This window comes from Citrobacter sp. Cpo100, from assembly GCF_030332595.1.
Taxonomy (GTDB): Bacteria; Pseudomonadota; Gammaproteobacteria; order Enterobacterales; family Enterobacteriaceae; genus Citrobacter; species Citrobacter portucalensis.
In genome coordinates, this window is record NZ_JAOWHM010000029.1 from 114,938 (window position 1) to 140,603 (window position 25,666).

28 protein-coding genes and 1 pseudogene are annotated in these 25,666 nt (G+C 52.8%); 10 read left to right on the plus strand and 19 right to left on the minus strand.

All coding sequences use genetic code 11. The features are described from left to right. Positions 1–52: 52 nt before the first annotated feature. The 7 genes from ugpB to livK form a co-directional block, all read right to left on the minus strand. Positions 53–1,369, minus strand: a complete 1,317-nt coding sequence (ugpB, locus tag OGX96_RS05880; protein ID WP_003827583.1) for a sn-glycerol-3-phosphate ABC transporter substrate-binding protein UgpB — start codon at positions 1,367–1,369, stop codon at positions 53–55. Between the two features lie 247 nt (positions 1,370–1,616). Next, positions 1,617–1,898 carry a hypothetical protein gene (locus OGX96_RS05885; RefSeq protein ID WP_167820485.1) on the minus strand — a complete coding sequence of 94 codons (282 nt, stop codon included), beginning with the start codon at positions 1,896–1,898 and terminating at the stop codon, positions 1,617–1,619. Positions 1,899–1,999: 101 nt separating this feature from the next. After that, a complete protein-coding gene (gene livF, locus OGX96_RS05890; protein WP_003827581.1) occupies positions 2,000–2,713 on the minus strand; it encodes a high-affinity branched-chain amino acid ABC transporter ATP-binding protein LivF in 714 nt (237 codons plus the stop codon). 17 nt (positions 2,714–2,730) lie between these two features. Further along, a complete protein-coding gene (gene livG / locus OGX96_RS05895) occupies positions 2,731–3,498 on the minus strand; it encodes a high-affinity branched-chain amino acid ABC transporter ATP-binding protein LivG (protein WP_003023438.1) in 768 nt (255 codons plus the stop codon). Continuing rightward, on the minus strand, positions 3,495–4,772 hold the full coding sequence (gene livM / locus OGX96_RS05900) for a branched chain amino acid ABC transporter permease LivM (protein WP_286582411.1): 1,278 nt from the start codon (positions 4,770–4,772) through the stop codon (positions 3,495–3,497). Before livM ends, livG begins: the two co-directional genes overlap by 4 nt. Next, positions 4,769–5,695 carry a high-affinity branched-chain amino acid ABC transporter permease LivH gene (gene livH, locus OGX96_RS05905; RefSeq protein ID WP_003827575.1) on the minus strand — a complete coding sequence of 309 codons (927 nt, stop codon included), beginning with the start codon at positions 5,693–5,695 and terminating at the stop codon, positions 4,769–4,771. The genes livM and livH overlap by 4 nt, the downstream gene beginning before the upstream one ends. 61 nt (positions 5,696–5,756) lie before the next feature. Next, on the minus strand, positions 5,757–6,866 hold the full coding sequence (gene livK / locus OGX96_RS05910; protein ID WP_003023433.1) for a high-affinity branched-chain amino acid ABC transporter substrate-binding protein LivK: 1,110 nt from the start codon (positions 6,864–6,866) through the stop codon (positions 5,757–5,759). 423 nt (positions 6,867–7,289) lie between these two features. Between livK and panM the strand changes: the two genes are divergently transcribed. Beyond that, positions 7,290–7,673 (plus strand): aspartate 1-decarboxylase autocleavage activator PanM, encoded by a 384-nt coding sequence (gene panM, locus OGX96_RS05915; RefSeq protein WP_060683761.1) that lies wholly within the window; start codon positions 7,290–7,292, stop codon positions 7,671–7,673. Further along, positions 7,658–7,785, plus strand: a pseudogene (locus OGX96_RS22660) (hypothetical protein). The gene panM and the pseudogene OGX96_RS22660 overlap by 16 nt, the downstream one beginning before the upstream one ends. Before the next feature lie 83 nt (positions 7,786–7,868). On the opposite strand, the gene livJ reads toward OGX96_RS22660, so the two are convergent. From livJ to ftsY, 5 genes are all read right to left on the minus strand, one after another. Further along, complete coding sequence (livJ, locus tag OGX96_RS05920; protein ID WP_139153507.1) at positions 7,869–8,972, minus strand: branched chain amino acid ABC transporter substrate-binding protein LivJ; 1,104 nt, start codon at positions 8,970–8,972, stop codon at positions 7,869–7,871. A gap of 320 nt (positions 8,973–9,292) precedes the next feature. Continuing rightward, a complete protein-coding gene (gene rpoH / locus OGX96_RS05925) occupies positions 9,293–10,147 on the minus strand; it encodes an RNA polymerase sigma factor RpoH (protein WP_003023425.1) in 855 nt (284 codons plus the stop codon). Between the two features lie 270 nt (positions 10,148–10,417). Then, positions 10,418–11,476: a permease-like cell division protein FtsX gene (ftsX, locus tag OGX96_RS05930; RefSeq protein ID WP_003827568.1), complete on the minus strand. Its 1,059-nt coding sequence runs from the start codon at positions 11,474–11,476 to the stop codon at positions 10,418–10,420. Beyond that, on the minus strand, positions 11,469–12,137 hold the full coding sequence (gene ftsE, locus OGX96_RS05935; protein WP_003023420.1) for a cell division ATP-binding protein FtsE: 669 nt from the start codon (positions 12,135–12,137) through the stop codon (positions 11,469–11,471). The genes ftsX and ftsE overlap by 8 nt, the downstream gene beginning before the upstream one ends. A 2-nt stretch (positions 12,138–12,139) precedes the next feature. Continuing rightward, on the minus strand, positions 12,140–13,639 hold the full coding sequence (gene ftsY, locus OGX96_RS05940; RefSeq protein WP_198802862.1) for a signal recognition particle-docking protein FtsY: 1,500 nt from the start codon (positions 13,637–13,639) through the stop codon (positions 12,140–12,142). A 151-nt stretch (positions 13,640–13,790) separates the two neighbouring features. Between ftsY and rsmD the strand changes: the two genes are divergently transcribed. Together rsmD and OGX96_RS05950 are read left to right on the plus strand one after the other, a co-directional pair. After that, positions 13,791–14,387 carry a 16S rRNA (guanine(966)-N(2))-methyltransferase gene (gene rsmD, locus OGX96_RS05945; protein WP_198802861.1) on the plus strand — a complete coding sequence of 199 codons (597 nt, stop codon included), beginning with the start codon at positions 13,791–13,793 and terminating at the stop codon, positions 14,385–14,387. After that, positions 14,377–14,652 (plus strand): DUF1145 family protein, encoded by a 276-nt coding sequence (locus tag OGX96_RS05950; protein WP_003023415.1) that lies wholly within the window; start codon positions 14,377–14,379, stop codon positions 14,650–14,652. Before rsmD ends, OGX96_RS05950 begins: the two co-directional genes overlap by 11 nt. Before the next feature lie 57 nt (positions 14,653–14,709). Here the strand turns inward: OGX96_RS05950 and OGX96_RS05955 are convergent, their stop codons facing one another. The 4 genes from OGX96_RS05955 to OGX96_RS05970 form a co-directional block, all read right to left on the minus strand. After that, on the minus strand, positions 14,710–15,237 hold the full coding sequence (locus OGX96_RS05955) for a DUF1240 domain-containing protein (RefSeq protein ID WP_060682895.1): 528 nt from the start codon (positions 15,235–15,237) through the stop codon (positions 14,710–14,712). Continuing rightward, a complete protein-coding gene (locus OGX96_RS05960) occupies positions 15,221–16,102 on the minus strand; it encodes a hypothetical protein (protein ID WP_233097532.1) in 882 nt (293 codons plus the stop codon). Before OGX96_RS05960 ends, OGX96_RS05955 begins: the two co-directional genes overlap by 17 nt. 6 nt (positions 16,103–16,108) lie before the next feature. Next, positions 16,109–16,588 carry an Hcp family type VI secretion system effector gene (locus OGX96_RS05965; protein ID WP_286582419.1) on the minus strand — a complete coding sequence of 160 codons (480 nt, stop codon included), beginning with the start codon at positions 16,586–16,588 and terminating at the stop codon, positions 16,109–16,111. A 239-nt stretch (positions 16,589–16,827) separates the two neighbouring features. Further along, on the minus strand, positions 16,828–17,187 hold the full coding sequence (locus OGX96_RS05970; protein ID WP_198802851.1) for a DUF2500 domain-containing protein: 360 nt from the start codon (positions 17,185–17,187) through the stop codon (positions 16,828–16,830). 141 nt (positions 17,188–17,328) lie between these two features. Between OGX96_RS05970 and OGX96_RS05975 the strand changes: the two genes are divergently transcribed. Both OGX96_RS05975 and zntA read left to right on the plus strand, forming a co-directional pair. Then, complete coding sequence (locus OGX96_RS05975; RefSeq protein ID WP_003827558.1) at positions 17,329–17,955, plus strand: lysoplasmalogenase; 627 nt, start codon at positions 17,329–17,331, stop codon at positions 17,953–17,955. A gap of 74 nt (positions 17,956–18,029) precedes the next feature. Continuing rightward, positions 18,030–20,228: a Zn(II)/Cd(II)/Pb(II) translocating P-type ATPase ZntA gene (zntA, locus tag OGX96_RS05980; protein ID WP_286582422.1), complete on the plus strand. Its 2,199-nt coding sequence runs from the start codon at positions 18,030–18,032 to the stop codon at positions 20,226–20,228. A 98-nt stretch (positions 20,229–20,326) separates the two neighbouring features. Here the strand turns inward: zntA and tusA are convergent, their stop codons facing one another. Continuing rightward, entirely contained in the window at positions 20,327–20,572 is a 246-nt protein-coding gene (tusA, locus tag OGX96_RS05985) for a sulfurtransferase TusA (protein WP_003827551.1), read from the minus strand. 168 nt (positions 20,573–20,740) lie between these two features. On the opposite strand from tusA, the gene OGX96_RS05990 reads away from it, so the two are divergent. Together OGX96_RS05990 and OGX96_RS05995 are read left to right on the plus strand one after the other, a co-directional pair. Further along, complete coding sequence (locus OGX96_RS05990) at positions 20,741–21,406, plus strand: 7-cyano-7-deazaguanine/7-aminomethyl-7-deazaguanine transporter (protein WP_198802847.1); 666 nt, start codon at positions 20,741–20,743, stop codon at positions 21,404–21,406. Between the two features lie 72 nt (positions 21,407–21,478). After that, a complete protein-coding gene (locus OGX96_RS05995) occupies positions 21,479–22,036 on the plus strand; it encodes a DcrB family lipoprotein (RefSeq protein ID WP_003827547.1) in 558 nt (185 codons plus the stop codon). A 3-nt stretch (positions 22,037–22,039) separates the two neighbouring features. Here OGX96_RS05995 and OGX96_RS06000 read toward each other — a convergent pair whose 3' ends face one another. Beyond that, on the minus strand, positions 22,040–23,257 hold the full coding sequence (locus OGX96_RS06000; RefSeq protein WP_153687796.1) for an MFS transporter: 1,218 nt from the start codon (positions 23,255–23,257) through the stop codon (positions 22,040–22,042). Positions 23,258–23,390: 133 nt separating this feature from the next. On the opposite strand from OGX96_RS06000, the gene OGX96_RS06005 reads away from it, so the two are divergent. Together OGX96_RS06005 and acpT are read left to right on the plus strand one after the other, a co-directional pair. Then, positions 23,391–24,440, plus strand: coding sequence for an AI-2E family transporter (locus OGX96_RS06005; protein ID WP_286582425.1), 1,050 nt, complete (start codon positions 23,391–23,393; stop codon positions 24,438–24,440). A gap of 62 nt (positions 24,441–24,502) precedes the next feature. After that, positions 24,503–25,093, plus strand: a complete 591-nt coding sequence (acpT, locus tag OGX96_RS06010) for a 4'-phosphopantetheinyl transferase AcpT (protein ID WP_003827514.1) — start codon at positions 24,503–24,505, stop codon at positions 25,091–25,093. On the opposite strand, the gene OGX96_RS06015 is transcribed toward acpT, so the two are convergent. Then, positions 25,085–25,591 (minus strand): phenolic acid decarboxylase, encoded by a 507-nt coding sequence (locus OGX96_RS06015; RefSeq protein WP_008786388.1) that lies wholly within the window; start codon positions 25,589–25,591, stop codon positions 25,085–25,087. The two genes, acpT and OGX96_RS06015, sit on opposite strands and share 9 nt — an antisense overlap. Positions 25,592–25,666 lie beyond the last annotated feature (75 nt).

Here is a 25,666-nt window from a genome sequence, read left to right on the forward strand (position 1 = left end):
AACTACGAACTTGTAGGCCGGATAAGCGCAACGCCATCAGGCACTTATACACTTAAGACTTGGTCGATTGCTCAAAGCGGCGCAGTAACTGATTGCCACGCTCAACGGCGGCATCCAGTGCCTGCTGCGGGGTTTTCTTCCCAGTCCAGACGCTTTCCAGCTCTTCATCCACAATAGTGCGGATCTGCGGCATATTGCCCAAACGCAGCCCTTTGGTGAACGGCAACGGCGGCTTGTTCAGCATCTGGCGGGTGGCGATATCAGCCCCAGGGTTCTTCTCATAGAAGCCCTGTTCACGGGTCAGGTCGTAGGCAGCGGTGGTGATCGGTAGATAGCCGGTCTTCTGGTGCCATTCAGCAGCAATTTCAGGCTTCGCCAGGAAGTTGAGGAACTGCGCCACGCCTTCGTAGGTTGCTTTGTCTTTACCCTGCATCACCCACAGGCTGGCCCCACCGATAATCGCATTCTGCGGCGCACCCTTCACATCAGCATCGTACGGCATCATCCCGACGCCATAGTTGAATTTAGCGTAGTGACGGATGTCAGCCAGAGAACCGGAAGAGGCGGTGGTAATGGCACAATCCCCGTTGTAGAACTTCTCAGTGGATTCGTCCTTACGCCCGAAGTAGCTGAAATCACCTTTTTTGTTCAACTCTTCCAGCAGAGCGATGTGTTTCACCTGTTCCGGTTTATTGAACTCCAGCACCGCGTCGGTACCGTCAAAGCCATTGTTTTTGGTTGCTACCGGCAGACCGTTCCAGGCGCTGAAGTTTTCAATCTGAATCCATCCCTGCCAGCCGCTGGCGTAACCGCACTTCATGCCTGCGGCTTTCAGCTTCGCGGTGTACTCCGCCAGATCCTGCCAGGTTTTCGGCGGCTGCTCCGGGTCTAAACCGGCTTTTTTGAAGGCATCTTTGTTGTAGTACAGCACCGGAGTGGAGCTGTTAAACGGCTGGGAGAGCAAGTGTCCGCTTTTAGAGTCGGTGTAGTAACCGGAAACGGTCGGTACGAACTGAGACTCATCGAAGTTAATGCCAGCCTCTTTGAATACTTCATAGACCGGTTTAATGGCTTTTGAGGCCATCATGGTTGCCGTACCCACTTCATAAACCTGCAGCAGCGCAGGCGCGTTTCCGGTACGGAAAGCAGCAATTCCTGCACTCAGGCTCTGCTCGTAGTTGCCTTTGTACTGCGGAACAATTTTGTAGTCGGGATTGGCTGCATTAAAACGTTGCGCCAGTGAATCAACTTCTTTACCCAGTTCGCCTTCCATTGAGTGCCAGAACGGGATAGTGGTGACCGCCAGTGCCTGACCTGCAAATGCCAGGCTAAGTGCCAGTCCTAAAGCTGTATGTCGTAACGATATCATCGGTTATCTCTCTTGTTGTGCCGGATGCGCGATATCACGCGTTTTATGCTCGCGGGGGTAACATGACATGCTCGAATGACAGAAAAATAACTTTTTTATTACAAAAAAAAGATAGTAAGGCGACAAACAGATGGCAAGGCGGTGAAAGCGTAGTGACAGGAAAATGCGGGGTGGTGCACAACAAAGCCGGATATCGCTATACCTTCTCCGGCCTGGATGGCGTTATCGGCTGCTCCAGCAAGGAAGATTAATCCCGACGCCAGCGTCGCTCATATTCATTCTGTAAACGCTGCTGCTCTCGCCGCTCACGTTCACGCTGGATATCTGATTTATCATCTTCCCAGCCAGGGCATACCGAGTTGGTAAACACTTCGCAGGGCGAATCCGATTGCGCTAACGGGTTGTCCGGTTTCTCTTCCCAGATAGCGGGATCGCGCGGGTCAAACGCTGGCGGTGTTGAGGCCAGGGTGGTTAGTGAAAGCGTCAAAAACAAACTGCCAATCATCATGCAGGTACCTGAACGAATCATCCTTTCTCCATGTTCATTTTTATTATTGATAACCATTCTCAATAATAACATAGAGCAATAAAAAGGGGCCACAGCGGGCCCCTTGTCTATTCATATAATGATTAACCGCCCAGATACGCACTACGCACCGCTTCGTTAGCCAGTAACGCATCACCGGTGTCTTCCAGCACCACATGACCGTTTTCCAGCACGTAGCCGCGATCGGCGAGCTTCAGCGCCTGGTTAGCGTTCTGTTCGACGAGGAAGATGGTCATCCCCTGCTCGCGCAGCTGTTCGATGGTGTTAAAAATCTGCTGGATGATAATCGGCGCCAGACCCAGCGACGGTTCATCAAGCAGCAGCAGCCTCGGCTGGCTCATCAGCGCACGGCCTATCGCCAGCATCTGCTGTTCACCGCCGGACATCGTTCCCGCACGCTGAATACGACGCTCATGCAGACGGGGAAACAGGTCATACACCCATTTGATGCGTTCCTGAAACTGGTCCTTTTCGGCAAAGAAGCCGCCCATCGCCAGGTTCTCTTCCACCGTCATGCGGGAAAACACGCGACGCCCTTCCGGCACAATCGCTACCGCTTCGCGCATAATTTTCGCCGTCTGCCAGTCGGTAATGTCTTTACCATCAAAGACGATTCGCCCGCTGGTCGCTCGCGGGTCGCCACACAATGTGCCGAGCAGCGTGGTTTTTCCCGCGCCGTTAGCACCAATCAGAGTAACGATTTCACCCTGGTTGATATACAAGCTGACGTCGTGCAGCGCCTGTATCTTGCCGTAGTGGGCGTTGACTTTGTCGAACGATAACATCGCCTTATCCATATTAATCCTCGCCCCCATTATGCTTCACCTAAATAGGCGCGGATAACATCCGGGTTATTACGAATCTGTTCCGGCGTCCCATTCGCCAGCGGCGTGCCCTGGTTCACCACGTAAATACGGTCAGAAATCCCCATCACCAGCTTCATGTCGTGCTCAATCAACAAAATGGTGGTGTTGTGATGGTTACGCAGTTCAGCAATCAGCTCGTCCAGCTCTTTGGTCTCTTTCGGGTTGAGTCCAGCAGCGGGTTCGTCGAGCATCAGGATTTCCGGCTGGGTCACCATGCAGCGGGCAATTTCCAGACGGCGCTGATCGCCATAGGCCAGGTTACTGGCCTGACGGTTGGCATGCTCCAGCAAGCCAATACGCTCCAGCCAGGTAGCGGCGCGATCCAACGCTTCACTCTGCGCGCGACGGAACGACGGGGTTTTCAACAGGCCGGAGAAGACGCCAGTTTTCAGTTGCTGATGTTGCGCCACCAGCAGGTTTTCAATCACCGTCATTTCGCGAAACAGACGCACGTGCTGGAAAGTACGTACCACGCCCATACGCGCGATTTGCTGACCCGGCAACCCTTCCAGGTGCTGGTCGCGCAGCTTAATCGTCCCGCCGGTCGGCTTATAAAAACCGGTCAGACAGTTAAAGACCGTGGTTTTCCCCGCACCGTTCGGGCCGATTAACGAAACGATCTCCTGCGGTCGCAGTTCCAGTTCAACGTTGTTTACCGCCAGCAGACCGCCGAAGCGCATCATCAGGCCGTTAACGGATAATAATGGCTGACTCATGCCTGCTCTCCTTTTGCTTCCCCGTTTTTCAGCTTCAACTGTGGACGGGTCATCGGCAACAAGCCCTGCGGACGCCAGATCATCATCAGTACCATTAAACCACCCAGCATTAACATGCTGTATTCGTTGAAATCACGCATCAGCTCGCGTGACACCACCAGCAGGATAGCTGCGAGGATCACCGCAAACTGTGAGCCCATTCCGCCCAGTACCACAATCGCCAGCACAAATGCCGACTCGGCAAAGGTGAAGGATTCCGGGCTGACGAAGCCCTGGCGCGCGGCAAACAGCGTACCGGCAAAACCGGCAAACGCGGCGCTGATGGTAAAGGCTGTCAGCTTGATGCGCGTAGGGTTTAAGCCCAGCGAGCGACAGGCAATTTCATCTTCACGCAGCGCTTCCCACGCACGACCCAGCGGCATACGCAGCAAACGGTTAATAACAAACAGCGAGAAGACCACCAGCAGCAGCGCCACCAGATAGAGGAAAATGACGCGGTCAGACGGATCGTACTTGACGTTAAAGAAGTTGCTGAAGGTATCCCAGCCGCCTTCACGGGCGGTACGGCTGAACTCCAGACCGAAAAAGGTCGGTTTCGGGATCTGGCTAATACCGTTTGGACCGCCGGTTACTTCGGTGTTGTTGAGCAGCAGGATGCGGACGATTTCGCCGAAGCCTAAGGTCACAATCGCCAGATAATCACCGCGCAGGCGCAGTACCGGGAAGCCGAGCAGGAAGCCCGCAGCAGCGGAAACCAGTCCCGCCAGCGGCAGGCAGGTCCAGAAGCCCAGACCGTAGTAATGGTTCAGCAGCGCGAAGGTGTAAGCGCCGATGGCATAGAAGCCGCCGTAGCCCAGCACCAGCAGGCCCGAAAGCCCTACCACCACGTTTAAGCCGAGGCCGAGGATGATATAAATCATCGTCAGCGTGGCGATATCCACCGTACCGCGTGACACCATAAACGGCCACGCCACGGCAATCACCAGCAGCGCCACCAGGAACAGCTTCTGTTTAACGGTGGAGCCGTCAATCGCCGGCAGAATAAATTTCGGTCCGGAGACGCTCTTCAGGCCTTTCTGGAAGGCTGGACGCAGCAGTTGGAAAAGAAAGACCACGCCAGTGCCGATAAACACCCACTGCCAGCGGATATCCGCGGCGGTATCGACCACCAGCTTGGTACCGTCCAGCTCTAACTGAACGCCCATAAAGATGCCCGCCAGGACGAAGAACATAGCGGCAGAGAGCAGCGCCATTGCAAAATGCATCGGTTTCATACTTTCTCTACCTCCGGGCGACCCAGAATACCGGTCGGCATCACCAGCAGCACCAGAATCAGCAGCGCGAATGAAACAACGTCTTTGTATTCAGTACTCAGATAAGCAGAGGAGAGCGCTTCCGCAACGCCCAGAATCAGGCCGCCGATCATCGCGCCAGGAATACTGCCAATACCGCCCAGTACCGCCGCGGTAAAGGCTTTCATCCCGGCCATAAAGCCGATGTAAGGGTTAATTACGCCATAGAACTGACCGAGCAGCACGCCCGCAACCGCCGCCATTGCCGCGCCAATCACAAAGGTCAGCGCAATCACGCGATCGGTGTTAATGCCGAGCAGGCTGGCCATCTTCAGGTCTTCTGCACAGGCACGGCAGGCGCGGCCCATACGGGAGTAACGGATAAACAGCGTCAGCGCCAGCATCGCCAGGAAGGTTACGATCCAGATAACCAACTGCATGGTGGTGATGGAAGCAGAGAAGTTATCGCTACTGCCGACAGTCCACTGGCCATTAAACAGGCTGGGCAGCGCCACGTCGCGCGAACCTTCCGTCAGGCTGACGTAGTTTTGCAGGAAGATGGACATCCCGATAGCGGAAATCAGCGCGATCAGGCGCTTGGAGCTGCGCACGGGCCGATACGCCACGCGTTCAATGCTCCAGCCATAGGCGCTGGCAATCACAATCGCGCCGACGAAGCCCGCCGCGACCAGTAGCCAGCTGGAATCGATGCCCATCATCATTAGCGCTGCGATGATCATAAAGGAGACATAGCTGCCGATCATATATACCTCGCCGTGGGCGAAGTTGATCATGCCGATAATGCCGTACACCATCGTGTAACCGATGGCGATCAGCGCGTAGGTGCTTCCCAGCGTGACGCCGTTAAACATCTGCTGCAAGAAATAGAGGAACTGCTCGGACATAAGGTAACCTTTTTAAACCCGCCCGTTTTGCACGGGCGGTGGGATAACTCGTCTTCAGGTATTACTTCGCGACGGTCGAAGAACCGTCTGCATGCCACTGGAAGACACCAAACTCAAATCCCTTCAAATCGCCTTTTTCGTCCCATTTCAGCGGCCCAATCACGGTATCAGCCCCGTGTGCTTTCAGATCTTTCACCAGGTCCAGCGGCTCTTTACTACCGCTGCGATCCATTGCTGTCGCCAATGACTGGACGGCTGCATAAGTGATCCACACGTATGGTCCGGTTGGATCTTTCTTGTCAGCTTTGAGCGCATCGACGATAGCCTTATTCGCCGGATCCTGGTCATAGCGTTTTGGCATGGTTACCAGCATGCCTTCAGCAGCATCACCGGCGATGTTAGACAGCGACGCATTGCCGACGCCCTCAGGTCCCATAAACTGGGTTTTCAGCCCGACGGAACGCGCCTGGCGCAGCATTTGCCCCATTTCCGGGTAGTAGCCGCCGTAATAAACAAAGTCGATATTTTCTTTTTTCAGGCGAGCGATCAGCGCAGAAAAATCTTTTTCCCCGGCGGTGATACCGTCAAAGAAAACGATGTTGGCTTTGCCCGCTTTCAGGCTGTCCTGCACCGAACGCGCCAGACCTTCACCGTATTGCTGTTTATCGTGAATGATGGCGATACGCTGTGGCTTCACCTTCTCCAGAATGTATTTCGCGGCGGTCGGCCCCTGAGAGGAGTCCAGACCCGCTGTACGCATAATGTGAGCGTAACCTCGCTGGGTCAGTTCCGGGTTTGTGGCACCCGGAGAAATCATCAGAATGCCTTCATCTTCATAGATATCTGATGCGGGCTGCGTGGAAGATGAGCACAGATGTCCAATAACGTACTGAATGCCGTCATTGACGATTTTGTTCGCTACCGCAACGGCCTGTTTCGGATCGCAGGCATCGTCATATTCCACAGCGACCAGTTTGTCGCCTTTGACCCCGCCTTTGGCATTGATATCTTTAATGGCCTGACGTGCGCCATTAAATTCCATATCGCCCCACTGCGCGACCGGACCTGACATCGCGCCGACAACAGCGACCTTGATATCTTCCGCCATGACCGCGTGTGACATTGCCAGTGCTATCACCCCTGCGATGATTGTTTTCGCATTCCGTTTCATTACCTGAATCCCCATTCGTGACGTAATTAATATTTTGTATTTATGTGGTTAAAAAGCAGTCTGTGCTTTTTTTGAACTGCACTATTTTTACCAGCCTCATTAATGGTTTAGCGCAGTTTATTAAGCAAAATCAGGCTAAAATCTCTATTTTTCAGTCGATTAAGAAAAGATAATATTCTGCTTTTCACTATAGATAAACAAAAAAAAGCACGTTTGTCAGCATAAAATAACGGCACAATGAGCCGAATAAAATGCTGCATTCCAGGGTATTATTCTGCCTGTTTTTCAATCTCTACGGTTTCAAACTGTCATTACCGTTGTTACAAAATTATTAATCTGGTTATTCACATAAAAAAGAGAAAGCATCCAGGCGAATTATTTCGGTACACTCATTCCATCTTTTGTGATTTGGACATGCTGTTAATGAAGCTGACCATCGTTCGTTTAGATAACTTTAGCGACCAGGACCAGATTGATCTGGGCAAAATCTGGCCGGAATATTCCGCCTCATCGTTAAGCGTAGATGAAACGCACCGGATCTACGCCGCACGCTTTAACGAGCGTCTGTTAGGCGCAGTTCGCGTAACCCTGAGCGGCACGCAAGGTGCATTAGATTCATTGCGCGTACGCGATATCACCCGCCGTCGCGGCGTCGGGCAGTATTTGATCGAAGAAGTCATCCGGGAAAACCCTGACGTGAGTTCATGGTGGATGGCCGACGTCGGCGTTGAAGACCGCTGCGTGATGGCCGCGTTTATGCAGGCGTTAGGGTTTACAGCCCAGGAGAATGGCTGGGAAAAAAGATAAAAAAGCCGGATGGCGCTGACGCTTATCCGGCCTACATGCTGGGAGCAAAAAATAAAAAACCATCTCGCAATTTTCCAAGAATTTCACGTTGCAGGAAGGCGGCAAGTTATGAAGTCCCCGGGAGCTTACATAAGTAAGTGACCGGGGTTGAATAACGTAGCCAACGCATCTGCAGCGCGAAAGGCGCCAGGAAAATTATTTGGCGTCGGTCGCCGTCCCGTTTGCATGCCAGTCAAACACGCCGAATTCGAAGCCTTTCAGATCGCCCTTCGCATCCCATGACAGCGGCCCCATTACGGTTTCCACTGAGTTTGCTTTCAGGTATTTGGCAATTTCAGCCGGGTCGTCAGACTGGTTCAGACCTGCCTGCAAGGATTGCAGCGCGGCGTAGGTGGTCCATACGAATGCGCCGCTCGGATCCTGTTTCTTGGCTTTTATCGCGTCCACGATCGGTTTGTTCGCCGGAACCTGATCGTAGTTCTTCGGTTTCGTTACCAGTAAGCCTTCTGCAGACTCACCCGCGATGTTAGACAGCGACACGTTCGCTACCCCTTCTGGTCCCATAAACTGGGTTTTCAGACCCGCAGCGCGTGCCTGGCGCAGAATCTGCCCCATTTCCGGGTGGTAACCACCGTAGTAAACGAAATCGATATTCTCTTTCTTCAGACGCGCCACCAGCGTAGAGAAATCTTTCTCGCCAGCGGTGATCCCGTCGAAGAACACCACGTCAGCGTTGGCTTTCTTGAGGTTGTCCTGCACGGAACGCGCCAGGCCTTCACCGTACTGTTGTTTGTCGTGAACGATCGCAATGCGCTTCGGCTTCACTTTTTCAACGATATATTTGGCAGCGGTTGGGCCCTGATCGGAATCCAGACCGGTGGTACGCATCACCAGGTTATAGCCGCGCGCGGTCAGCTCAGGTGCCGTTGCCGCTGGGGTGATCATCAGAATGCCTTCGTCTTCATAGATATCTGACGCAGGCTGAGTGGAAGACGAGCACAGGTGGCCGATAACATATTTAATCCCGTCGTTGACCACTTTGTTAGCTACCGCTACCGCTTGTTTCGGGTCACAGGCATCGTCATATTTCACCATGACCAGTTTGTCGCCTTTCACGCCGCCTTTGGCGTTGATATCTGCAATCGCCTGCTCTGCGCCAGTAAATTCCTGATCGCCATACTGCGCTACCGGACCGGACATCGCGCCGACGACGGCAACTTTAATATCCTTAGCAAACGCCATATTGCTCAAAGACAGGGCGATACATCCTGCCAATAACGCTTTACCCTTCATATTCATCCTGACAATCCCCTTTATTGTGGTTATTACGTGTGTTGTGATGTTGTTGTTCAGCACTTTATTTCGATTATTGGATAGCCACCCGTGCTTTAGCAGCATACTCTGCTAAAACATACCCGATTTTTATTATTTTGGAATAGCTAAATTTACATCCAGATAACAAATTCGTATCTGGGGAGGGGAGGAAAGGTCGTAGGACCGATAAGCAAAGCGCCATCGGGCAAAGGTGTTGCCGGATGGCAGCGTAAACGCCTTATCCGGCCTACAAAAAACAAAACCCCCGAATTCACATTCGAGGGTTCATTGGCAATGCGCGAAGATTACGCTTCGATCGCCGCGCGCAGTTTTTTCATGGCGTTCTTTTCAAGCTGACGAACACGTTCAGCGGAAACGCCGTAGCGATCGGCCAGTTCCTGCAACGTCGACTTGTTGTCTTCGTCCAGCCAACGGGCACGAATGATGTCCTGGCTACGCTCGTCCAGACCTTCCATTGCGTGGGTCAGTTTGTTCGCGGCCTGATCTTCCCAGTTATCTTCTTCAATGCCGTCGGCAAAGTTAGAAGATTTATCCTGCAGATACAGCACCGGGGCCATCGGCTGGCTGTCAGACTCATCGTCTGAAGACATGTCAAACGTCATGTCCTGTGCCGCCATACGGGATTCCATTTCGCGCACGTCTTTGCTGGAAACACCCAGCTCGCGAGCAACCATTTCAACTTCGTCCTGGTTAAACCAGCCCAGACGCTGTTTGGTTTTACGCAGGTTAAAGAACAGCTTACGCTGTGCTTTGGTAGTCGCGACTTTAACGATACGCCAGTTACGCAGAACATATTCGTGGATCTCAGCTTTGATCCAATGCACGGCGAAGGAAACCAGGCGCACACCCACTTCCGGGTTGAAACGGCGCACAGCTTTCATCAGGCCGATATTACCTTCCTGAATCAGATCCGCCTGCGGCAGGCCATAGCCCGCATAATTACGAGCAACATGAACAACAAAGCGCAGGTGAGACAGGATCAGCGTTTTAGCTGCTTCCAGATCGCCCTGGTAATGCAGCTTTTCAGCCAGTGCCCGCTCCTCGTCAGCCGACAACATCGGCCACGCGTTCGCAGCCCGGATGTAAGATTCCAGGTTACCAACAGGGGCTAAAGCTAAATTTTGCATTTCTTTGGTCATTCAAATCCTCTCAATCTTTTCATCTGGCGCATTGGCTAAAAACTAATTAACAAAAACCAGTAGCAACAACCATGCCAGAGCTTATGAGCAACGAGAATATCATTCAATCTTTTATCAGACAGTGATTTTATCCACAAGTTCCATGTCGTAATGTGTATAGATTACGCACAAAATGTGACATCACAATGAATACGCCGGGAAGAGATCACAGGGACTCTTTCCCTGCAGAGCGAACTACTCAGTGCAGGGAAAGATTATACCAGAGATTTTTTAATCGGGGGTAAAGTGGCGTAAATGTTGAACTGTGGCAAGCCAGGCTGCCACCCAGCCAATCATTGAGCACACCAGCAGCAATAACAGGCACTCGTCGAATGATAAGCCATTGATATCAAACTTGGTTCCAAATACCTGTGCCACCTCAGTCACCGCTGACGACAGACGCATCACCAAAATTTCTGACAAAATCAGTGAAAGAAATGCACCGGAAAAACCGAGCAGTGCACCGCCGTAGAGGAACGGACGCAGGATAAATCCATCCGTCGCGCCAATCAGTTTCTGCACGTTAATGGTATCGCGACGCGCAAAAATACTCAGCCGCACGCTGTTACCGATGACGAGGAAGACCGCCGCCACCATCAGCACGCCGATCATCGCGGAAACGCGTCCGACAAGGCCCGTCAGCGCCGCCAGGCGAGCGAACCAGCTGTCATCCATTCGCACTTCATCAATACCGTTGATTTGTGCGATGCGGTCACGCAGCGTGTTCAGCGACTCCGTACCCTGGAAGTCCAGTTTCGGGATAACAACCGCCACGGCCGGAAGCGGGTTCTCTTCAAGCATATCCAGCGCGCCGCCAAAGCCAGACCAGTTGCGGAATTCACCCAGCGCGTCGTCACGGGAAAGATAATTCACTTTCTCCACGCCCTGCTCGGCCTGCAACTGACCAACCACCCGCGCCGCCGCATCATCATCCAGCGTTTTTTGCAGGTAAACGGTGATCTGCGGAGACGGATAATACTGGCTTGCCGCATGGTTTACGTTCTTATAAACCATGTAGCATACGCTTGGCAGCGTCAGGGAGATGGCAATGACCATCACCGTCAGAAACGTCGCCAGCGGCTTGCTTTTCAGGTCCTGTAACGCGCCCTGAAACGCATAACGTACCTGCTCGTTAAAGACATTAGTTTTACGCGAGTTCGGCTTTGGCGCGGCTTTCGCACGCTTTGGCGCGTTGCGACCGCCGTCACCCGACGCACCGCCCGATTTACGAAAGCGATCCAGTCGGCCACCGAACTGTTTGATTTGGTTAATAGCGTCACGTCTATTCATGCGCCAGGCCTCCATGCAGATGTCCATCGCTCAGAACCATTTGGCGATAGGAGCGACGGGAGATCAGACCAATATCGTGCGTGGCCATTAATACCGTGACCCCGACGCGGTTAAACTCTTCGAACAGGCGAAGGATCCCTTCTGACAGCGCGTCATCCAGGTTCCCCGTTGGTTCATCCGCCAGCAGCACCGCAGGTTTATTCACCACCGCACGGGCGATGCCGACGCGTTGTTGTTCACCGCCGGAGAGCTGAATCGGGAAGTTTTTCGCTTTGTCCAACAGCCCGACCTTATCCAGCGCCGCTGACACGCGACGACGAATATCGTCCCCGCTGGCGCCCGCGATGATCAGCGGGATTGCCACATTGTCAAACACGGTTCTGTCCATCAACAGGTGGTGATCCTGAAAAATCATGCCAATCTGGCGACGCAGAAACGGCACTTCACGGTTTTTCAAACGGCTGATGTCATGCCCGCTAAAGTAGATTTTCCCGGCGCTGGGCCGTTCAATTCCACAAATCAGCTTCAGCAGGGTACTTTTCCCCGCGCCGGAGTGGCCGGTCAGAAACGCCATCTCGCCAGGCTGCATATGGAAAGTCACTCCCTGCAGCGCTTGTCTCCCACCGAGATAGGCCTTGCTGACATGTTCAAAGCGAATCATTGTTAATCCTCTCGGGCAAAAAGTGCCTCTATAAAATCGTCCGCTTTAAACGGACGTAAATCCTCGATACGTTCGCCCACACCGATATAGCGGATAGGGATGCCAAATTGATCGGCAACCGAGAAGATAACCCCGCCCTTCGCCGTACCGTCCAGCTTGGTCAGGGTGATACCGGTTAAGCCCACCGCTTCATGGAACAGTTTGGCCTGGCTTATCGCATTCTGCCCGGTGCTGGCGTCGATAGTCAGCATAACTTCATGCGGCGCATCTTCGTCCAGCTTCTTCATGACGCGAACGATTTTTTTCAATTCTTCCATCAGGTGCGATTTATTCTGCAAACGCCCTGCGGTATCAGCGATCAGCACGTCTACGTTACGCGCCTTCGCCGCCTGGATGGCATCAAAGATAACGGACGCGGAATCCGCGCCAGTATGCTGAGCAATCACCGGGATGTTGTTACGCTGACCCCAAACCTGCAGCTGTTCTACTGCCGCCGCACGGAAAGTATCACCTGCCGCCAGCATTACCGATTTACCCTGCTGCTCAAACTGACGCGCCAGCTTACCAATAGTGGTGGTTTTGCCCACGCCGTTGACGCCAACCATTAAGATAACAAATGGTGTTTTGCCATCAACGTTCAGCGGTTCGTCAACCTTCGCCAGAATCTCGCCCATCTCTTCTTTCAACAGACCGTACAGCGCTTCAGCATCTTTAAGCTGCTTACGGCTGGCGCCTTCCGTCAGATTCGCAATGATCTTGCGGGTCGTTTCTACACCCACATCAGCGATCAGCAGCTGCTCTTCCAGCTCTTCAAACAGATCATCGTCGATTTTTTTACCACGGAACAGACTGATAAATCCGGAACCGAGGTTTTCTTTTGTTTTCAGCAGGCTGCGTTTCAGACGCGCAAAGAAACCTTCTTTGGTGGGTTTTTCCTGCTCCTGGACCACCTCTTCTTCTACCGGCACCACCATAACCGCTTCTTCAGCAGCCTCAGCGGCCAGCGCCTGTGCTTCCAGCTCTTCGTCGGTCAGTTGCGGTTCGTTTTCAGCTTCTTCTTCAGCCGCCTCAACGATTTCCACGGTTTCCGCTTCGGCCTGCCATTCTTCGGCAGAAACTTCTTCAGTTTTAACCTCTTCCGGCAGCGGCAATTCTTCTCGTTCGATAACCACCGCTGCTGGCGTTTCCACTACAGTTTCAGCAACGGGTTCAGCAACCGGCTCAATCTCCGGCTGCGCTTGTTCGGCGACAGGTTCTTCTTCCGGCTGCAGTTTTTCGATTTCCGCAACCTGTTCAGTTACTTCAACGACTTCAGTTGCAAAGGCTTGCGTTTCAGCCTCGCTACGGGTTTCCTCGACGTGCGGCTGTTCGTCAACGACGGTAGTTTCTTCAGCAACCGGTTGTTGTTCTTCATTTTTTACTTCTGTCTCGTTTTCCGGTGCCTGCTCTTTTTGACCAAAGCCCAGCCAGGAAAAAAAGCCACGTTTTTTCTCTTTCGCCATTTGCGACTACACTCCCCCGCTGTTGCTTCATGGCACAGCGTCAACGCTATGTACATAGCAGCTAAAAAAATGATGAAATAGTCTATCACTTAACTTAACTCACATCACCGCCTGGAATGACACGTCAGCAGCGGATTGAGCAATAATTGAAATGAAAAAACCGAATCACTCTGGTAGCGGCCAGATCCGCATTATTGGCGGGCAATGGCGTGGCCGTAAACTCCCGGTTCCGGACAGCCCCGGCTTACGTCCGACCACCGACCGTGTGCGCGAAACGTTGTTTAACTGGCTGGCCCCGGTAATGGTCGATGCTCACTGTCTGGACTGCTTCGCCGGCAGCGGCGCGCTGGGGCTGGAAGCCCTCTCTCGCTATGCGGCAAATGCGACGCTTCTGGAGATGGATCGCGCGGTATCTCAGCAGCTACAAAAGAATCTCGCCACGCTAAAAGCCTCCCATGCCCGCGTCGTCAATACCAATACGCTGATATTTTTGGCTCAGGCAGGTACGCCGCATAACGTGGTATTTGTTGACCCGCCGTTTCGCAAAGGATTACTGGAAGAAACATTAACTCTTCTGGAAACTCATGGCTGGCTGGCAAATGAAGCGTATATTTACGTTGAAAGCGAAGTAGAAAACGGCTTACCGCCGGTTCCGGTGAACTGGTCGCTATACCGTGAGAAAGTCGCCGGACAGGTCGCCTATCGCCTGTACCAACGTGAAGCACAAGGAGAGCACGATGCTGATTAACCTGGGACGCCTGTTGATGCTGTGCGTCTGGGCATTTTTACTACTGAATATTTTCCAACCCTTTCCACGCCCGCTTAACATCTTCGTTAACGTCGCACTGATATTTATGGTGCTGATGCATGGCATGCAGCTGGCGCTGCTAAAAAGCACCATGCCTAAAGATGGCCCGCAGATGACCAACGGAGAGAAAATCCGTATTTTTCTGTTCGGCGTCTTTGAGCTACTGGTGTGGCAGAAGAAGATTAAAGATCAGTTGAAGAAGTAGCTGTGATCTTTTCGCCCGGCGGCACGTTGCGGGCCGGGCTGGGCCTGCAACTCACCATCACGGTGGTAATATACCGTCCAGTTGATCTTTCAGTTTTGGAATATCTTTACTGGCTCTTGTTTTCCGCAGGTGTTTCACCTGCTCGCAAATCTCTTCGGTCCGGGTGTAATAGGTGCCAGACGTCGGGCCTGGACGCTCACATAAAACATAGTTAGTACCAAGAGGATAAAAAATAACAATAAAAGAGAAAATATTACCAATAACAAATCCTACCCCCGCGACGTGGAAAACAATGGTAAATGTCCTGTCGAAGAATTTTGGCGGCTGCATGCTTTTCGCAAAAGCCAGATAGGCAGTGCCCAAAGTAAAGCAACCGGTCACCGGAATCATGAAAAACATGCAAAATGAACCCCAGAAAAAATAGACGATGCTTCTGGATTCAATAAGATCGGTGAGATCCGGTACGCTGGCAATATACTCCACCCAAGTCCCCCCCCCAAAAATGAATATACAGAGAAATAAGTTGCATCTCTTCTTAATATTCACCAGATTAATATTATGCTTCATGTCAATAATTTCCGCCATAAAGGGAGCTTCTGCACCCCAGCCGTTGGATGTTCCTCTCTTCGATTCTTTGCCGTTCTTTAAGTCCCTCACGAATACACGCTATCAGTTTGTCTGATAGCTCATATTTGTTGTCCACTTCATTCAGAGACCAGGTAATAATAAAACCTAATACAACGACACCGACAATTTCTCCCCAAACCGGAACGGCGGCGCTAGAGAACAATAGAGGTACAGCTAACCCAAGAGTACTACCCACTGATTGCGAGACAAAAACACTCACAATCACCTTCGCCACATCCATCGTCACGTTTCCCAGCAATGCGGCGACGTCATGCTCGGATTTAAACACCACCTCAATGAACCGCCAGCAGGCGGAAAACCAGATGCAGAATCTGGCCCCTGACATTATGTTATTTCGAAACCCGGCGCTGCCAATGCCCACTTCAAGTACCTTAGGATGGTTAATCCGGTAACGGGTTCCGTTAAGAATGCGCCGCAGAGAAGGGTAGCCCGTAATCTTCACATACAGCTTTCCCTGATAAGCATACTGCGTTGCTTTAATCCCAAGGCCTTTTAAGGTGAAGACAATCTTTCCGGCCTGCTGATAAGAAAAAAGCTTCGACAGCTTTTTAGTCGCATCAGCCGCATCTTTGATATTACCTGCATAATTGGTCGAAAAACTGACGGATTTGCTGCCCAGCAAATCATCAATCACGCCCTGCGCCTCTTCAAGCGTTAGCAGCATAATGTGTTGTGTATTGCTATTCAGATTATTTTTCAGCGTTCTGATTTCGTTCTCAATACGCTGATTACGTTGCCGGTTATTTCCTCTAAGAATATCTTCACGGTGATTCCCTATCCAGTCATAATACCTTTCCATCATTACTCCTTAATAAATTCGCTCATCCCAAATGCTGTATGCACTGGTTCCCGCCATAATGTGATCCCAGGTAATTGACTCATAGGAAAGCTCAATGATTTCTTCTGGCTGACCCGCACTGTCATCGATAGTATGAGGCCCCTGTAAATGGATGCTGGATATTCTGGCATTGATAAGTTTTATCGCGTAATAACACTCATTTAAACCCGCAGGACTCGTGCGATAGAAGCTAAATTCACAGTTCAGTGTTTCATTGTCAGTTATGGCTTTCCCTAATAACGGTGAGGATTTATCTACTGGCTTTATAAACGTCAAACATTGATGGTTCACATTTTGTACCCGACTCATGCCATGATTCACTGTCATGACCATTATCTGATCACGGTGGGCCGTTTGTGATTTATTTCCTATCGAATTTACCGATGCACAACCAGCAGAAATCAATCCCTGCGCCTGCCCATTCAAGGTCAACCATGTTGTATTCGCCATTTCAATTCCTTAGCCATTTAAATTACATGTTTATATTCATGCGACAACGTTGGAATAATAGGATAGTGAAAGGCGGATAACAGAATAGTGATACAATCGATATTTTAGTCACACAAAAAAAATATAATGCCAACGTTATTTTAACAGAAGAATAAATAATCACTATATTTGAATAGTGTTATATATTTCAGTTGAATTTATTATCGGCACTGGCAAGATAAATACAGTGCCGATCGGCTTTATTGCCCAGGCTTAAAATCAACAAATCGCGAACCTTTGTAACTCAGCGTGCCTTTATCCCCGACCGTTAATGCGTGGTACTGCTGCGCATCCAGACGAAACGTCTGCTCCATCCCCCCGTTTTGTGGCTTAAAGCTGGCTTCATAGCGCATGCTGGTTCCTGCCGGGCTCACTTCCTGCTGACGGGATCGCCGATCGTTTAGCGGTTTTTCCCGTTTGTTACTTACCACCACCTGCTTTTGCACCAGCGGCGCCGCATCATTATCGGCTTTTTCTCGCCGCTGCTGAACAAAGCGAAACGACGCAGCGACAACGATTAAGACAATGATAACAATGAAAAAAAGTGGTGGTTTGCTCATATTATTAACCCATCAGAAAATGCGGAAATAAGCATACATCGTCTGTTATGGTGTTGTCATCTGGCTGTGTCGACCTCTACACTGGACAGTAGAGCCGTGAGCACCCCGCTTACGAAAAAATAACGAATTCAAGGAACTAAGATGCTTTGGTCGTTTATCGCTGTCTGTCTTTCCGCATGGTTGTTCGTGGATGCTTCCTATCGTGGACCTGCCTGGCAACGCTGGGTCTTTAAGCCCCTGACGTTACTCCTGCTGGCACTGCTGGCCTGGCAGGCGCCAATGTTTAACGCTATCAGCTATCTGGTGCTGGCTGGCCTGCTTGCCTCGCTGCTGGGCGATGCGCTGACGCTGTTACCGCGCCAACGCCTGCTGTACGCCGTGGGGGCATTCTTCCTGTCGCATCTGCTGTATACCATCTACTTCGCCAGCCAAATGACGCTGTCGTTCTTCTGGCCTTTGCCGTTGGTGCTGGTAGTGCTGGGGGCGTTGCTGATCGCCGTGATCTGGACGCGTCTGGAAGAGCTGCGTGTCGCTATCTGCACCTTTATCGGCATCACGCTGATGATGGTCTGGATGGCCGGTGAGCTGTGGTTCTTTCGACCGACCGCCCCGGCGCTGTCGGCATTTATGGGCGCATCCCTCCTGTTCATCGGCAACATTGTCTGGCTGGGTAGCCATTACCGTCGCCGCTTCCGCGCTGATAACGCCATTGCCGCCGCCTGCTACTTCGCCGGACATTTCCTGATTGTTCGTTCGTTGTATCTTTAAAACGCTTGACTCTGGAGTCGACTCCAGAGTGTATCCTCCGGTTAATACGAAATGATTATCAACCGGAGGATGCCATGTCGACACCCGATACCCGTGGCAACAAAGTTCCACAATTCTCTTCTTTCAAGCCTGCGCCTGCACCACAAAAGGCGGATGACTGCTGCTGCGAAGGAAGCTGCTCCACTACACCAACCGTATCCGATACCGTAATAGGCACCCGCTATTCCTGGAAAGTGGCAGGCATGGACTGCGCAGCTTGCGCCCGCAAAGTAGAGAATGCGGTCCGCCAGGTCAGCGGTGTCAACCAGGTCCAGGTTCTATTCGCCACTGAAAAACTAGTGGTCGATGCCGGTTCCGATATCCGCCAGCAAGTTGAAAACGCGGTGCAAAAAGCAGGCTATACCCTGCGCGATGAGCACACGACGGACGCCGCCCCCGAGTCACGTTTTAAAGAAAACCTGCCGCTGATTTCGCTGATTATTATGATGGCGATTAGCTGGGGGCTGGAGCAGTTCAATCATCCTTTCGGTCAGATAGCGTTTATCGCCACCACGCTGGTCGGACTGTATCCCATTGCCCGTCAGGCCCTACGTCTGATGAAAACCGGCAGCTACTTTGCCATTGAAACGTTGATGAGCGTCGCCGCTATTGGCGCACTGTTTATCGGCGCGACGGCGGAAGCCGCCATGGTGCTGCTGCTGTTTTTAATTGGCGAACGCCTGGAAGGATGGGCCGCCAGCCGCGCCCGTAAAGGGGTCAGCGCTCTGATGGCGCTCAAACCGGAAACCGCCACACGCCTGCGTAACGGCGAGCGCGAAGAGGTGGCTATCAATACCCTCCGGCCTGGCGATGTTATTGAGGTTGCCGCGGGTGGGCGTTTACCTGCCGACGGCAAACTGGTCTCCGGCTTTGCCAGCTTTGATGAGAGCGCCCTGACCGGCGAATCGATCCCGGTTGAACGCGCCACCGGCGAGAAAGTCCCAGCGGGTGCCACCAGCGTGGATCGTCTGGTAACGCTGGAAGTGCTCTCAGAACCGGGTGCCAGCGCCATTGACCGTATTCTGAAGCTGATTGAAGAAGCGGAAGAACGCCGCGCCCCCATTGAGCGCTTTATTGACCGTTTCAGCCGGATTTACACTCCAGCCATTATGGCGGTTGCGCTGATGGTCACCCTCGTACCGCCACTGCTGTTTGCCGCATCCTGGCAGGAGTGGATTTATAAAGGGCTGACGCTGCTGCTGATTGGCTGCCCTTGTGCATTGGTGATTTCAACGCCCGCAGCCATTACCTCTGGTCTGGCCGCTGCGGCGCGTCGTGGGGCATTAATCAAAGGCGGAGCCGCGCTGGAACAGTTGGGTAGAGTCACGCAGGTGGCGTTTGATAAAACCGGCACCCTGACCGTCGGTAAACCACGCGTCACGGCGATTCATCCGGCAAGCGGTATTGGTGAGGCTGAATTGCTGGCACTGGCGGCAGCGGTAGAGCAAGGCGCGACACACCCGCTGGCACAAGCAATTGTTCGGGAAGCACAAACGCGCGAGCTGACTATTCCTGTCGCAAAAGAGCAACGGGCGCTGGTTGGCTCTGGAATTGAAGCGCTGGTCAACGGCGAACGCGTACTGATTTGCGCCGCTGGTAAGCAGCCTGCCGACGCCTTTGCCGGGCAGATTAGCGAGCTGGAAAGCGCGGGCCAAACGGTGGTGTTGGTGCTGCGTAACGATACTGTACTCGGCGTACTGGCCCTACAGGACACGCTGCGCGATGACGCTCGCAGCGCCATCAGCGAGCTTAATCAGATTGGCGTGAAAGGCGTGATCCTGACCGGTGATAACCCGCGTGCGGCCGCCGCCATTGCCGGTGAACTGGGCCTCGAATTCAAAGCGGGACTCTTGCCGGAAGATAAGGTGCAGGCCGTTACCCATCTTAACCAACAGTCGCCGCTGGCGATGATCGGCGACGGCATCAACGACGCCCCGGCAATGAAAGCGGCTACCATCGGCATTGCAATGGGAAGCGGGACCGACGTCGCGCTGGAGACCGCCGATGCAGCCCTGACCCACAACCGTCTGCGTGGTCTGGTGCAAATGATTCAGCTGGCGCGGGCCACCCATGCCAATATTCGCCAGAACATTGCGATTGCGCTGGGTCTGAAGGGGATTTTCCTCGTCACCACGCTGCTCGGGATAACCGGATTGTGGCTGGCAGTGCTGGCGGATACGGGGGCAACGGTACTGGTGACCGCGAACGCGCTGCGGTTGTTACGTAAAGGGTAGTGCCTGTTTCTCGCCTGATAGCGCTTCGCTTATCAGGCCTACAGGTTACTCAGTCTTTATAGGCCGGATAAGCGTTAGCGCCATCCGGCATAACAAGATTACTGGCCTTTGCGCACCAGATAGCGGTACGGCAGCGAGTCGGTCTCTTTGGCCACCAGCTCATGTTCCATAAAGGTACAGAAGCCAGGAATATCGCGGGTTGTTGCCGGATCGTCGGCGACAATCAGCAGCGTTTCACCGGCCTGCATGCCGCGTACGGTTTTACGTACCATCATTACCGGTTCCGGGCAGCGCAGCCCCTGGGCATCAAGAGTATGGTCGGGGGAAGTAAACAGGTCGCTCATCGTCGTCTCATTCATACAAAAACGGCGTTATTTTACGCTCTGTTGTGGCGTAAGCCAATCAGGTTAACGATTGCGTGAAAAACAACCATTGCAATGTGCTCTTAAAGCAGTATCATGCGACGGTTTTTTATTGGGTTCCCTCACCCCATCCAACAAAAAGGTCACAATATGACTCCGTTTACACAAACTCAGCGCGTAAAAGCGTTGTTCTGGCTATCGCTATTTCATCTGCTGGTGATCACCTCCAGCAACTATCTGGTGCAGCTTCCAATCTCCATTTTTGGTTTCCATACCACATGGGGCGCGTTTAGCTTTCCGTTTATTTTCCTCGCGACCGACCTGACCGTGCGTATTTTTGGCGCGCCGCTGGCTCGACGTATCATCTTTGCGGTTATGATCCCCGCGCTGCTGATCTCCTATGTCGTTTCATCGCTGTTCTATATGGGATCGTGGCAAGGATTCGGCGCACTGCTGCACTTTAATCTGTTTGTCGCCCGTATCGCCGCCGCCAGCTTTATGGCCTACGCGCTGGGACAAATTCTGGATGTGCATGTCTTTAACCGCCTGCGTCAGAACCGTAGCTGGTGGCTGGCACCGACGGCGTCCACGCTGTTTGGCAATATCAGCGATACGTTGGCCTTCTTCTTTATCGCTTTCTGGCGTAGCCCGGATGCCTTTATGGCCGAGCACTGGATGGAAATCGCATTGGTCGATTACTGCTTCAAAGTGCTGATCAGCATTATTTTCTTCCTGCCAATGTATGGCGTGTTGCTGAATATGTTACTGAAAAGGCTGGCAGATAAATCTGAAATCTCTGCATTGCAGACGAGTTAAAGGTTCATTTTCCGAGTTGTGATAAGATGGACGAATGAGCCGTTATGGCCGTTTATCGAAAGGAAGAAGTCAATGCGCAATCTGGTTAAATATGTCGGTATTGGCCTGCTGGTTATGGGGCTTGCGGCCTGTGATAATAGCGATACAAAAGCGCCAGCCGAGGGTGCTGCCGCAGAAAGTAACGCCACCGGACAACCGGTCAGCCTGCTGGACGGCAAACTCAGTTTTTCCCTGCCAGCGGATATGACCGATCAGAGCGGCAAGCTGGGCACCCAGGCGAACAATATGCACGTATATTCTGACGCAACCGGCCAGAAAGCGGTGATTGTGATTGTTGGCGACAACACCAACGAAGATCTGGCCGTGCTGGCAAAACGTCTGGAAGATCAGCAGCGTAGCCGTGATCCGCAGCTGCAGGTCGTCACCAATAAATCTATTGAGCTGAAAGGCCACACGCTGCAGCAGTTAGACAGCATCATCTCGGCCAAAGGCCAGACCGCATACTCTTCCGTGGTGTTGGGTAAAGTGGACAACCAACTGCTGACGCTGCAAATCACGCTGCCTGCTGACGATCAGCAAAAAGCGCAGACTACCGCAGAAAACATCATTAACACGCTGGTTATCCAGTAACGGTTAAGACGATGACGCGGCCTCCGGTGACACCACCTGAGGCCGTTTTTTTAACCGCCAGGTCAGCAATAACGCCACCGCTACCAGCCCTGCCGCTGCCAGATAGATAACCGGCACACCCGCCCACGTCATGACCAGCCCGGCCAGCGGCCCGGTAACCCCCAGCGATAAATCCATAAACACCGTGTAGGTCGCCAGCGCAGCACCCTGATTTTGCTGAGGAACGGCTTTTACCGCCACCACGCCCAGCGCCGGGAAAACCAGTGAGAACCCAGCCCCGGCCAGCAGAACGCCGATTTTCGCCATCCACGGCATCGAAGCCATCCCGACCAGTAACAGCCCGACAATCTCGACGCTAAAGCAGATCATCGCCACATTCAGCCCGCCTAAACGGTTGATACCATTTGGGAACAACAAACGAGTACCGACAAACGTGCAGCTAAAAAGCGTCAGCGCGAATGCGGCGCCATCCCAGCCTTTGGCATCATAGAACAAGGTAATGAAGGTAGCGATTACCCCAAATCCGGCGGAGGCCAGGGCCAGCGCCATACCATACAACCAGACGCGCCCAAGCACGGCGCGAAATGGCAACGGTTTGCCTTTGCTGGCCTTCACCGCCGGACGAGGGAGCGCCAGCAGGATTGCCAACAGTGCCACGCCCATCACGGTCAACGCCAGCCCCTGTAAGCCACCCCAGGCATAAAACAGAACACCCAGCGGCGCGCCTATCGCCATCGCGCCATAGGTCACGATGCCATTCCAGGAAATCACCCGTCCGATGTGCATTGAGCCAACCACCCCCACGCCCCACAGCGTAGAGCCGGTCCCGGCAAAACTTTGCCCGATCCCGAGAATCACGCGCCCCAGACATAGCAGCAGCAGACTGACCAACGGCCAGCCGTTCGTTGATCCCGCCAGTAAATAGCCCAGGCCACTTAAAAAGCAGCCGCACAGCCCAAATACCACAATCTTCTTTGGCCCCAGCAGATCGGCATAGCGGCCGGCATGCGGACGGCTCAGCAGCGTAGCGAAATATTGCAGGCTGATGACCAGCCCAGCCCAGAAAGCGCTAAATCCCATTACATCATGGACGTAGCCAGGCAACACCGCGAGCGGCAGGCCGATGGTCAGGTAGCTGGCGAAGTTAAACATCACCACAGAAACAATACGCAGGTTCAGGCGTAAACCGCTAAGCGTCGGTTCAGCGACGGGTTCGGGCATGGAGGGTCACCACGTTTTCACAACAGTGTTTCATTTCTACCATGTTGCAGAGCAGAAATCAGTAGCCAGTTTAGGAATATCAGTCGCAAGCCAGCCGCTACACTTAATGCAAAAACGCAAACAGGAAGAAGACATGATAACCACCCAGCCCGATAAAACGGGTTTGCACATTTTGCTCAAACTGGCCGCTCTGGTGGTGATCCTCGCAGGTATCCATGCTGCGGCGGATATCATTGTGCAGCTGCTGCTGGCCCTCTTTTTTGCCATTGTATTGAATCCACTGGTCACCTGGTTTATCCGCCGGGGAGTCGGTCGCCCAATCGCTATTACCTTAGTCGTGGTGGTGATGCTGATCGTTCTTACGGCGTTGGTTGGCGTGCTGGCGTCGTCAATCACTGAATTCATGGACCTGCTGCCAAAATACAATAAGGAGCTAACGCGCAAGGTTCTGTATTTGCAAGAGATGGTGCCTTTTCTGAATCTGCATATGTCCCCGGAACGTATACTGCAACGCATGGACTCTGACAAGCTGATGACCTTCACAACCACGCTGATGACGAGTCTTTCTGGTGCCATGGCCAGCGTCTTTCTGCTGGTGATGACGGTAGTTTTTATGCTGTTTGAGGTGCGTCATGTCCCCTATAAGATGCGTTTTGCGTTGAATAATCCGCAAATCCACATTGCGGGGCTACATCGAGCGCTGAAGGGTGTGTCACACTATCTGGCGCTGAAAACGCTGCTCAGCTTATGGACCGGTTCCATAATCTGGCTGGGACTGGCACTGATGGGGATTCAGTTTGCTCTGATGTGGGGCGTACTGGCATTCCTGTTAAACTACGTGCCCAACATTGGCTCGGTCATTTCCGCCGTCCCGCCCATGATCCAGGCACTGCTTTTTAATGGCATTTACGAATGTCTGTTGGTTGGCGCACTGTTTCTGGTGGTGCATATGGTGATTGGCAATATTCTCGAACCCCGAATGATGGGGCATCGGCTGGGATTATCGACGCTAATCGTCTTCCTCTCTCTGTTGGTATGGGGATGGCTGCTCGGTCCGGTCGGCATGTTGCTCTCCGTGCCGTTAACCAGCGTGTGTAAAATCTGGATGGAAACCACCAAAGGCGGCAGCAAACTGGCGATTTTGCTGGGGCCCGGCAGGCCCAAAAGCCGATTACCGGGATAAACTTGCAAACAGCATGTGAAGAATGATACACAACCCCATTATTACTAAAGGTTAGCCCTAATATGTACCGGATCGTTCTTGGGAAAGTTTCTGTTTTAAGCGCTGGTGCACTGCCTGCCGCACTGAGTGAGCAAGCGCCGCAAGGTGCTCGCCGTGCGCGCTGGCTGGCCGGTCGCGTGCTGCTTTCCCATGCCCTTTCGCCATTACCAGACATCGTCTATGGCGAGCAAGGAAAACCGGCCTTTTCTGCTGACACGCCGCTGTGGTTCAATCTCAGCCACAGCGGTGATGATATCGCCCTGCTGCTCAGCGACGAAGGGGAAGTCGGCTGCGATATAGAAGTCGTTCGCCCGCGCGATAACTGGCAAACGCTGGCAAATACGGTATTCAGTCTTGGTGAGCATGCCGAAGTCGAGGCCGAACGCCCGGAACAACAGTTGGCGGCGTTCTGGCGCATCTGGACGCGTAAAGAAGCGATCGTGAAGCAGCGCGGCGGCAGTGCCTGGCAAATCGTCAGCGTCGACAGTACCGCGTTAACTTCCTCACTCTCCGTCAGCCAGTGCCAGCTCGATACCCTGAGCCTGGCGGTGTGCACCCCCACGCCGTTTACCCTGACAGCAGACGCCGTGCAGCGACTGGAAGCCTTAGCGTAAATTTTCCGGGAAGTTTTTCGGCAGCTCGCTCGCCGCACAGGCAATAACGTCATCATTGTTCGCGCCGCAGTCACGTACGAAAGTGATAGTCGCGAACTCATCAATCACCTCGGTGGGATACGCCGGGCCGGCATCGCGGTACGACATCATCAGCGGAATATGGTCATTCTGGAAGCAGACCGTTTTTTCCGGATTATTGATCACCCAGCGAGGGAAAAAGATGGTGCCGTGAAAGAGTTTGTCACCCAGGTTTACGATCAGACTGACGTCGGTCCCGGTCGGTTCGGTCCACGAAATTTTATAAACGCTCTCCCCCACCCGCACAATATAGGCCCGCTGATCTTTCACCCAACGATTCCCCACAATACCGCTGTGAATGCGGTAATCCAGCGTAGTGTCGTTTTTCACGTAGATCTCGTAATTCCAGCCATTATCGTAGGTATAGACCAGATGTTTGCCGACAAATCCGCTTAAATCATGTTTATCAAACGCGCTCATATTCGTTCTCCTCTTACTTGATGCGAGGATCTTAACGCTTCAAAAATTGGATGAATAACGCTATGTTTGCATCAA

Coding starts and splice junctions, on each gene's coding strand:
- livJ (WP_139153507.1), bottom strand. CDS start 8,972: ATGAATATGAAGGGTAAAGCGTTATTGGCAGGATGTATCGCCCTGTCT.
- livH (WP_003827575.1), bottom strand. CDS start 5,695: ATGTCCGAGCAGTTCCTCTATTTCTTGCAGCAGATGTTTAACGGCGTC.
- OGX96_RS05885 (WP_167820485.1), bottom strand. CDS start 1,898: ATGATTCGTTCAGGTACCTGCATGATGATTGGCAGTTTGTTTTTGACG.
- tusA (WP_003827551.1), bottom strand. CDS start 20,572: ATGAGCGACCTGTTTACTTCCCCCGACCATACTCTTGATGCCCAGGGG.
- OGX96_RS05995 (WP_003827547.1), top strand. CDS start 21,479: ATGCGCAATCTGGTTAAATATGTCGGTATTGGCCTGCTGGTTATGGGG.
- rpoH (WP_003023425.1), bottom strand. CDS start 10,147: ATGACCAAAGAAATGCAAAATTTAGCTTTAGCCCCTGTTGGTAACCTG.
- livG (WP_003023438.1), bottom strand. CDS start 3,498: ATGAGTCAGCCATTATTATCCGTTAACGGCCTGATGATGCGCTTCGGC.
- OGX96_RS05975 (WP_003827558.1), top strand. CDS start 17,329: ATGCTTTGGTCGTTTATCGCTGTCTGTCTTTCCGCATGGTTGTTCGTG.
- OGX96_RS06005 (WP_286582425.1), top strand. CDS start 23,391: ATGATAACCACCCAGCCCGATAAAACGGGTTTGCACATTTTGCTCAAA.
- ftsE (WP_003023420.1), bottom strand. CDS start 12,137: ATGATTCGCTTTGAACATGTCAGCAAGGCCTATCTCGGTGGGAGACAA.
- panM (WP_060683761.1), top strand. CDS start 7,290: ATGAAGCTGACCATCGTTCGTTTAGATAACTTTAGCGACCAGGACCAG.
- OGX96_RS05955 (WP_060682895.1), bottom strand. CDS start 15,237: ATGGCGGAAATTATTGACATGAAGCATAATATTAATCTGGTGAATATT.
- OGX96_RS05970 (WP_198802851.1), bottom strand. CDS start 17,187: ATGAGCAAACCACCACTTTTTTTCATTGTTATCATTGTCTTAATCGTT.
- livK (WP_003023433.1), bottom strand. CDS start 6,866: ATGAAACGGAATGCGAAAACAATCATCGCAGGGGTGATAGCACTGGCA.
- OGX96_RS06000 (WP_153687796.1), bottom strand. CDS start 23,257: ATGCCCGAACCCGTCGCTGAACCGACGCTTAGCGGTTTACGCCTGAAC.
- livF (WP_003827581.1), bottom strand. CDS start 2,713: ATGGATAAGGCGATGTTATCGTTCGACAAAGTCAACGCCCACTACGGC.
- ugpB (WP_003827583.1), bottom strand. CDS start 1,369: ATGATATCGTTACGACATACAGCTTTAGGACTGGCACTTAGCCTGGCA.
- OGX96_RS05990 (WP_198802847.1), top strand. CDS start 20,741: ATGACTCCGTTTACACAAACTCAGCGCGTAAAAGCGTTGTTCTGGCTA.
- OGX96_RS05950 (WP_003023415.1), top strand. CDS start 14,377: ATGCTGATTAACCTGGGACGCCTGTTGATGCTGTGCGTCTGGGCATTT.
- acpT (WP_003827514.1), top strand. CDS start 24,503: ATGTACCGGATCGTTCTTGGGAAAGTTTCTGTTTTAAGCGCTGGTGCA.
- ftsY (WP_198802862.1), bottom strand. CDS start 13,639: ATGGCGAAAGAGAAAAAACGTGGCTTTTTTTCCTGGCTGGGCTTTGGT.
- livM (WP_286582411.1), bottom strand. CDS start 4,772: ATGAAACCGATGCATTTTGCAATGGCGCTGCTCTCTGCCGCTATGTTC.
- rsmD (WP_198802861.1), top strand. CDS start 13,791: ATGAAAAAACCGAATCACTCTGGTAGCGGCCAGATCCGCATTATTGGC.
- OGX96_RS06015 (WP_008786388.1), bottom strand. CDS start 25,591: ATGAGCGCGTTTGATAAACATGATTTAAGCGGATTTGTCGGCAAACAT.
- zntA (WP_286582422.1), top strand. CDS start 18,030: ATGTCGACACCCGATACCCGTGGCAACAAAGTTCCACAATTCTCTTCT.
- OGX96_RS05965 (WP_286582419.1), bottom strand. CDS start 16,588: ATGGCGAATACAACATGGTTGACCTTGAATGGGCAGGCGCAGGGATTG.
- ftsX (WP_003827568.1), bottom strand. CDS start 11,476: ATGAATAGACGTGACGCTATTAACCAAATCAAACAGTTCGGTGGCCGA.
- OGX96_RS05960 (WP_233097532.1), bottom strand. CDS start 16,102: ATGATGGAAAGGTATTATGACTGGATAGGGAATCACCGTGAAGATATT.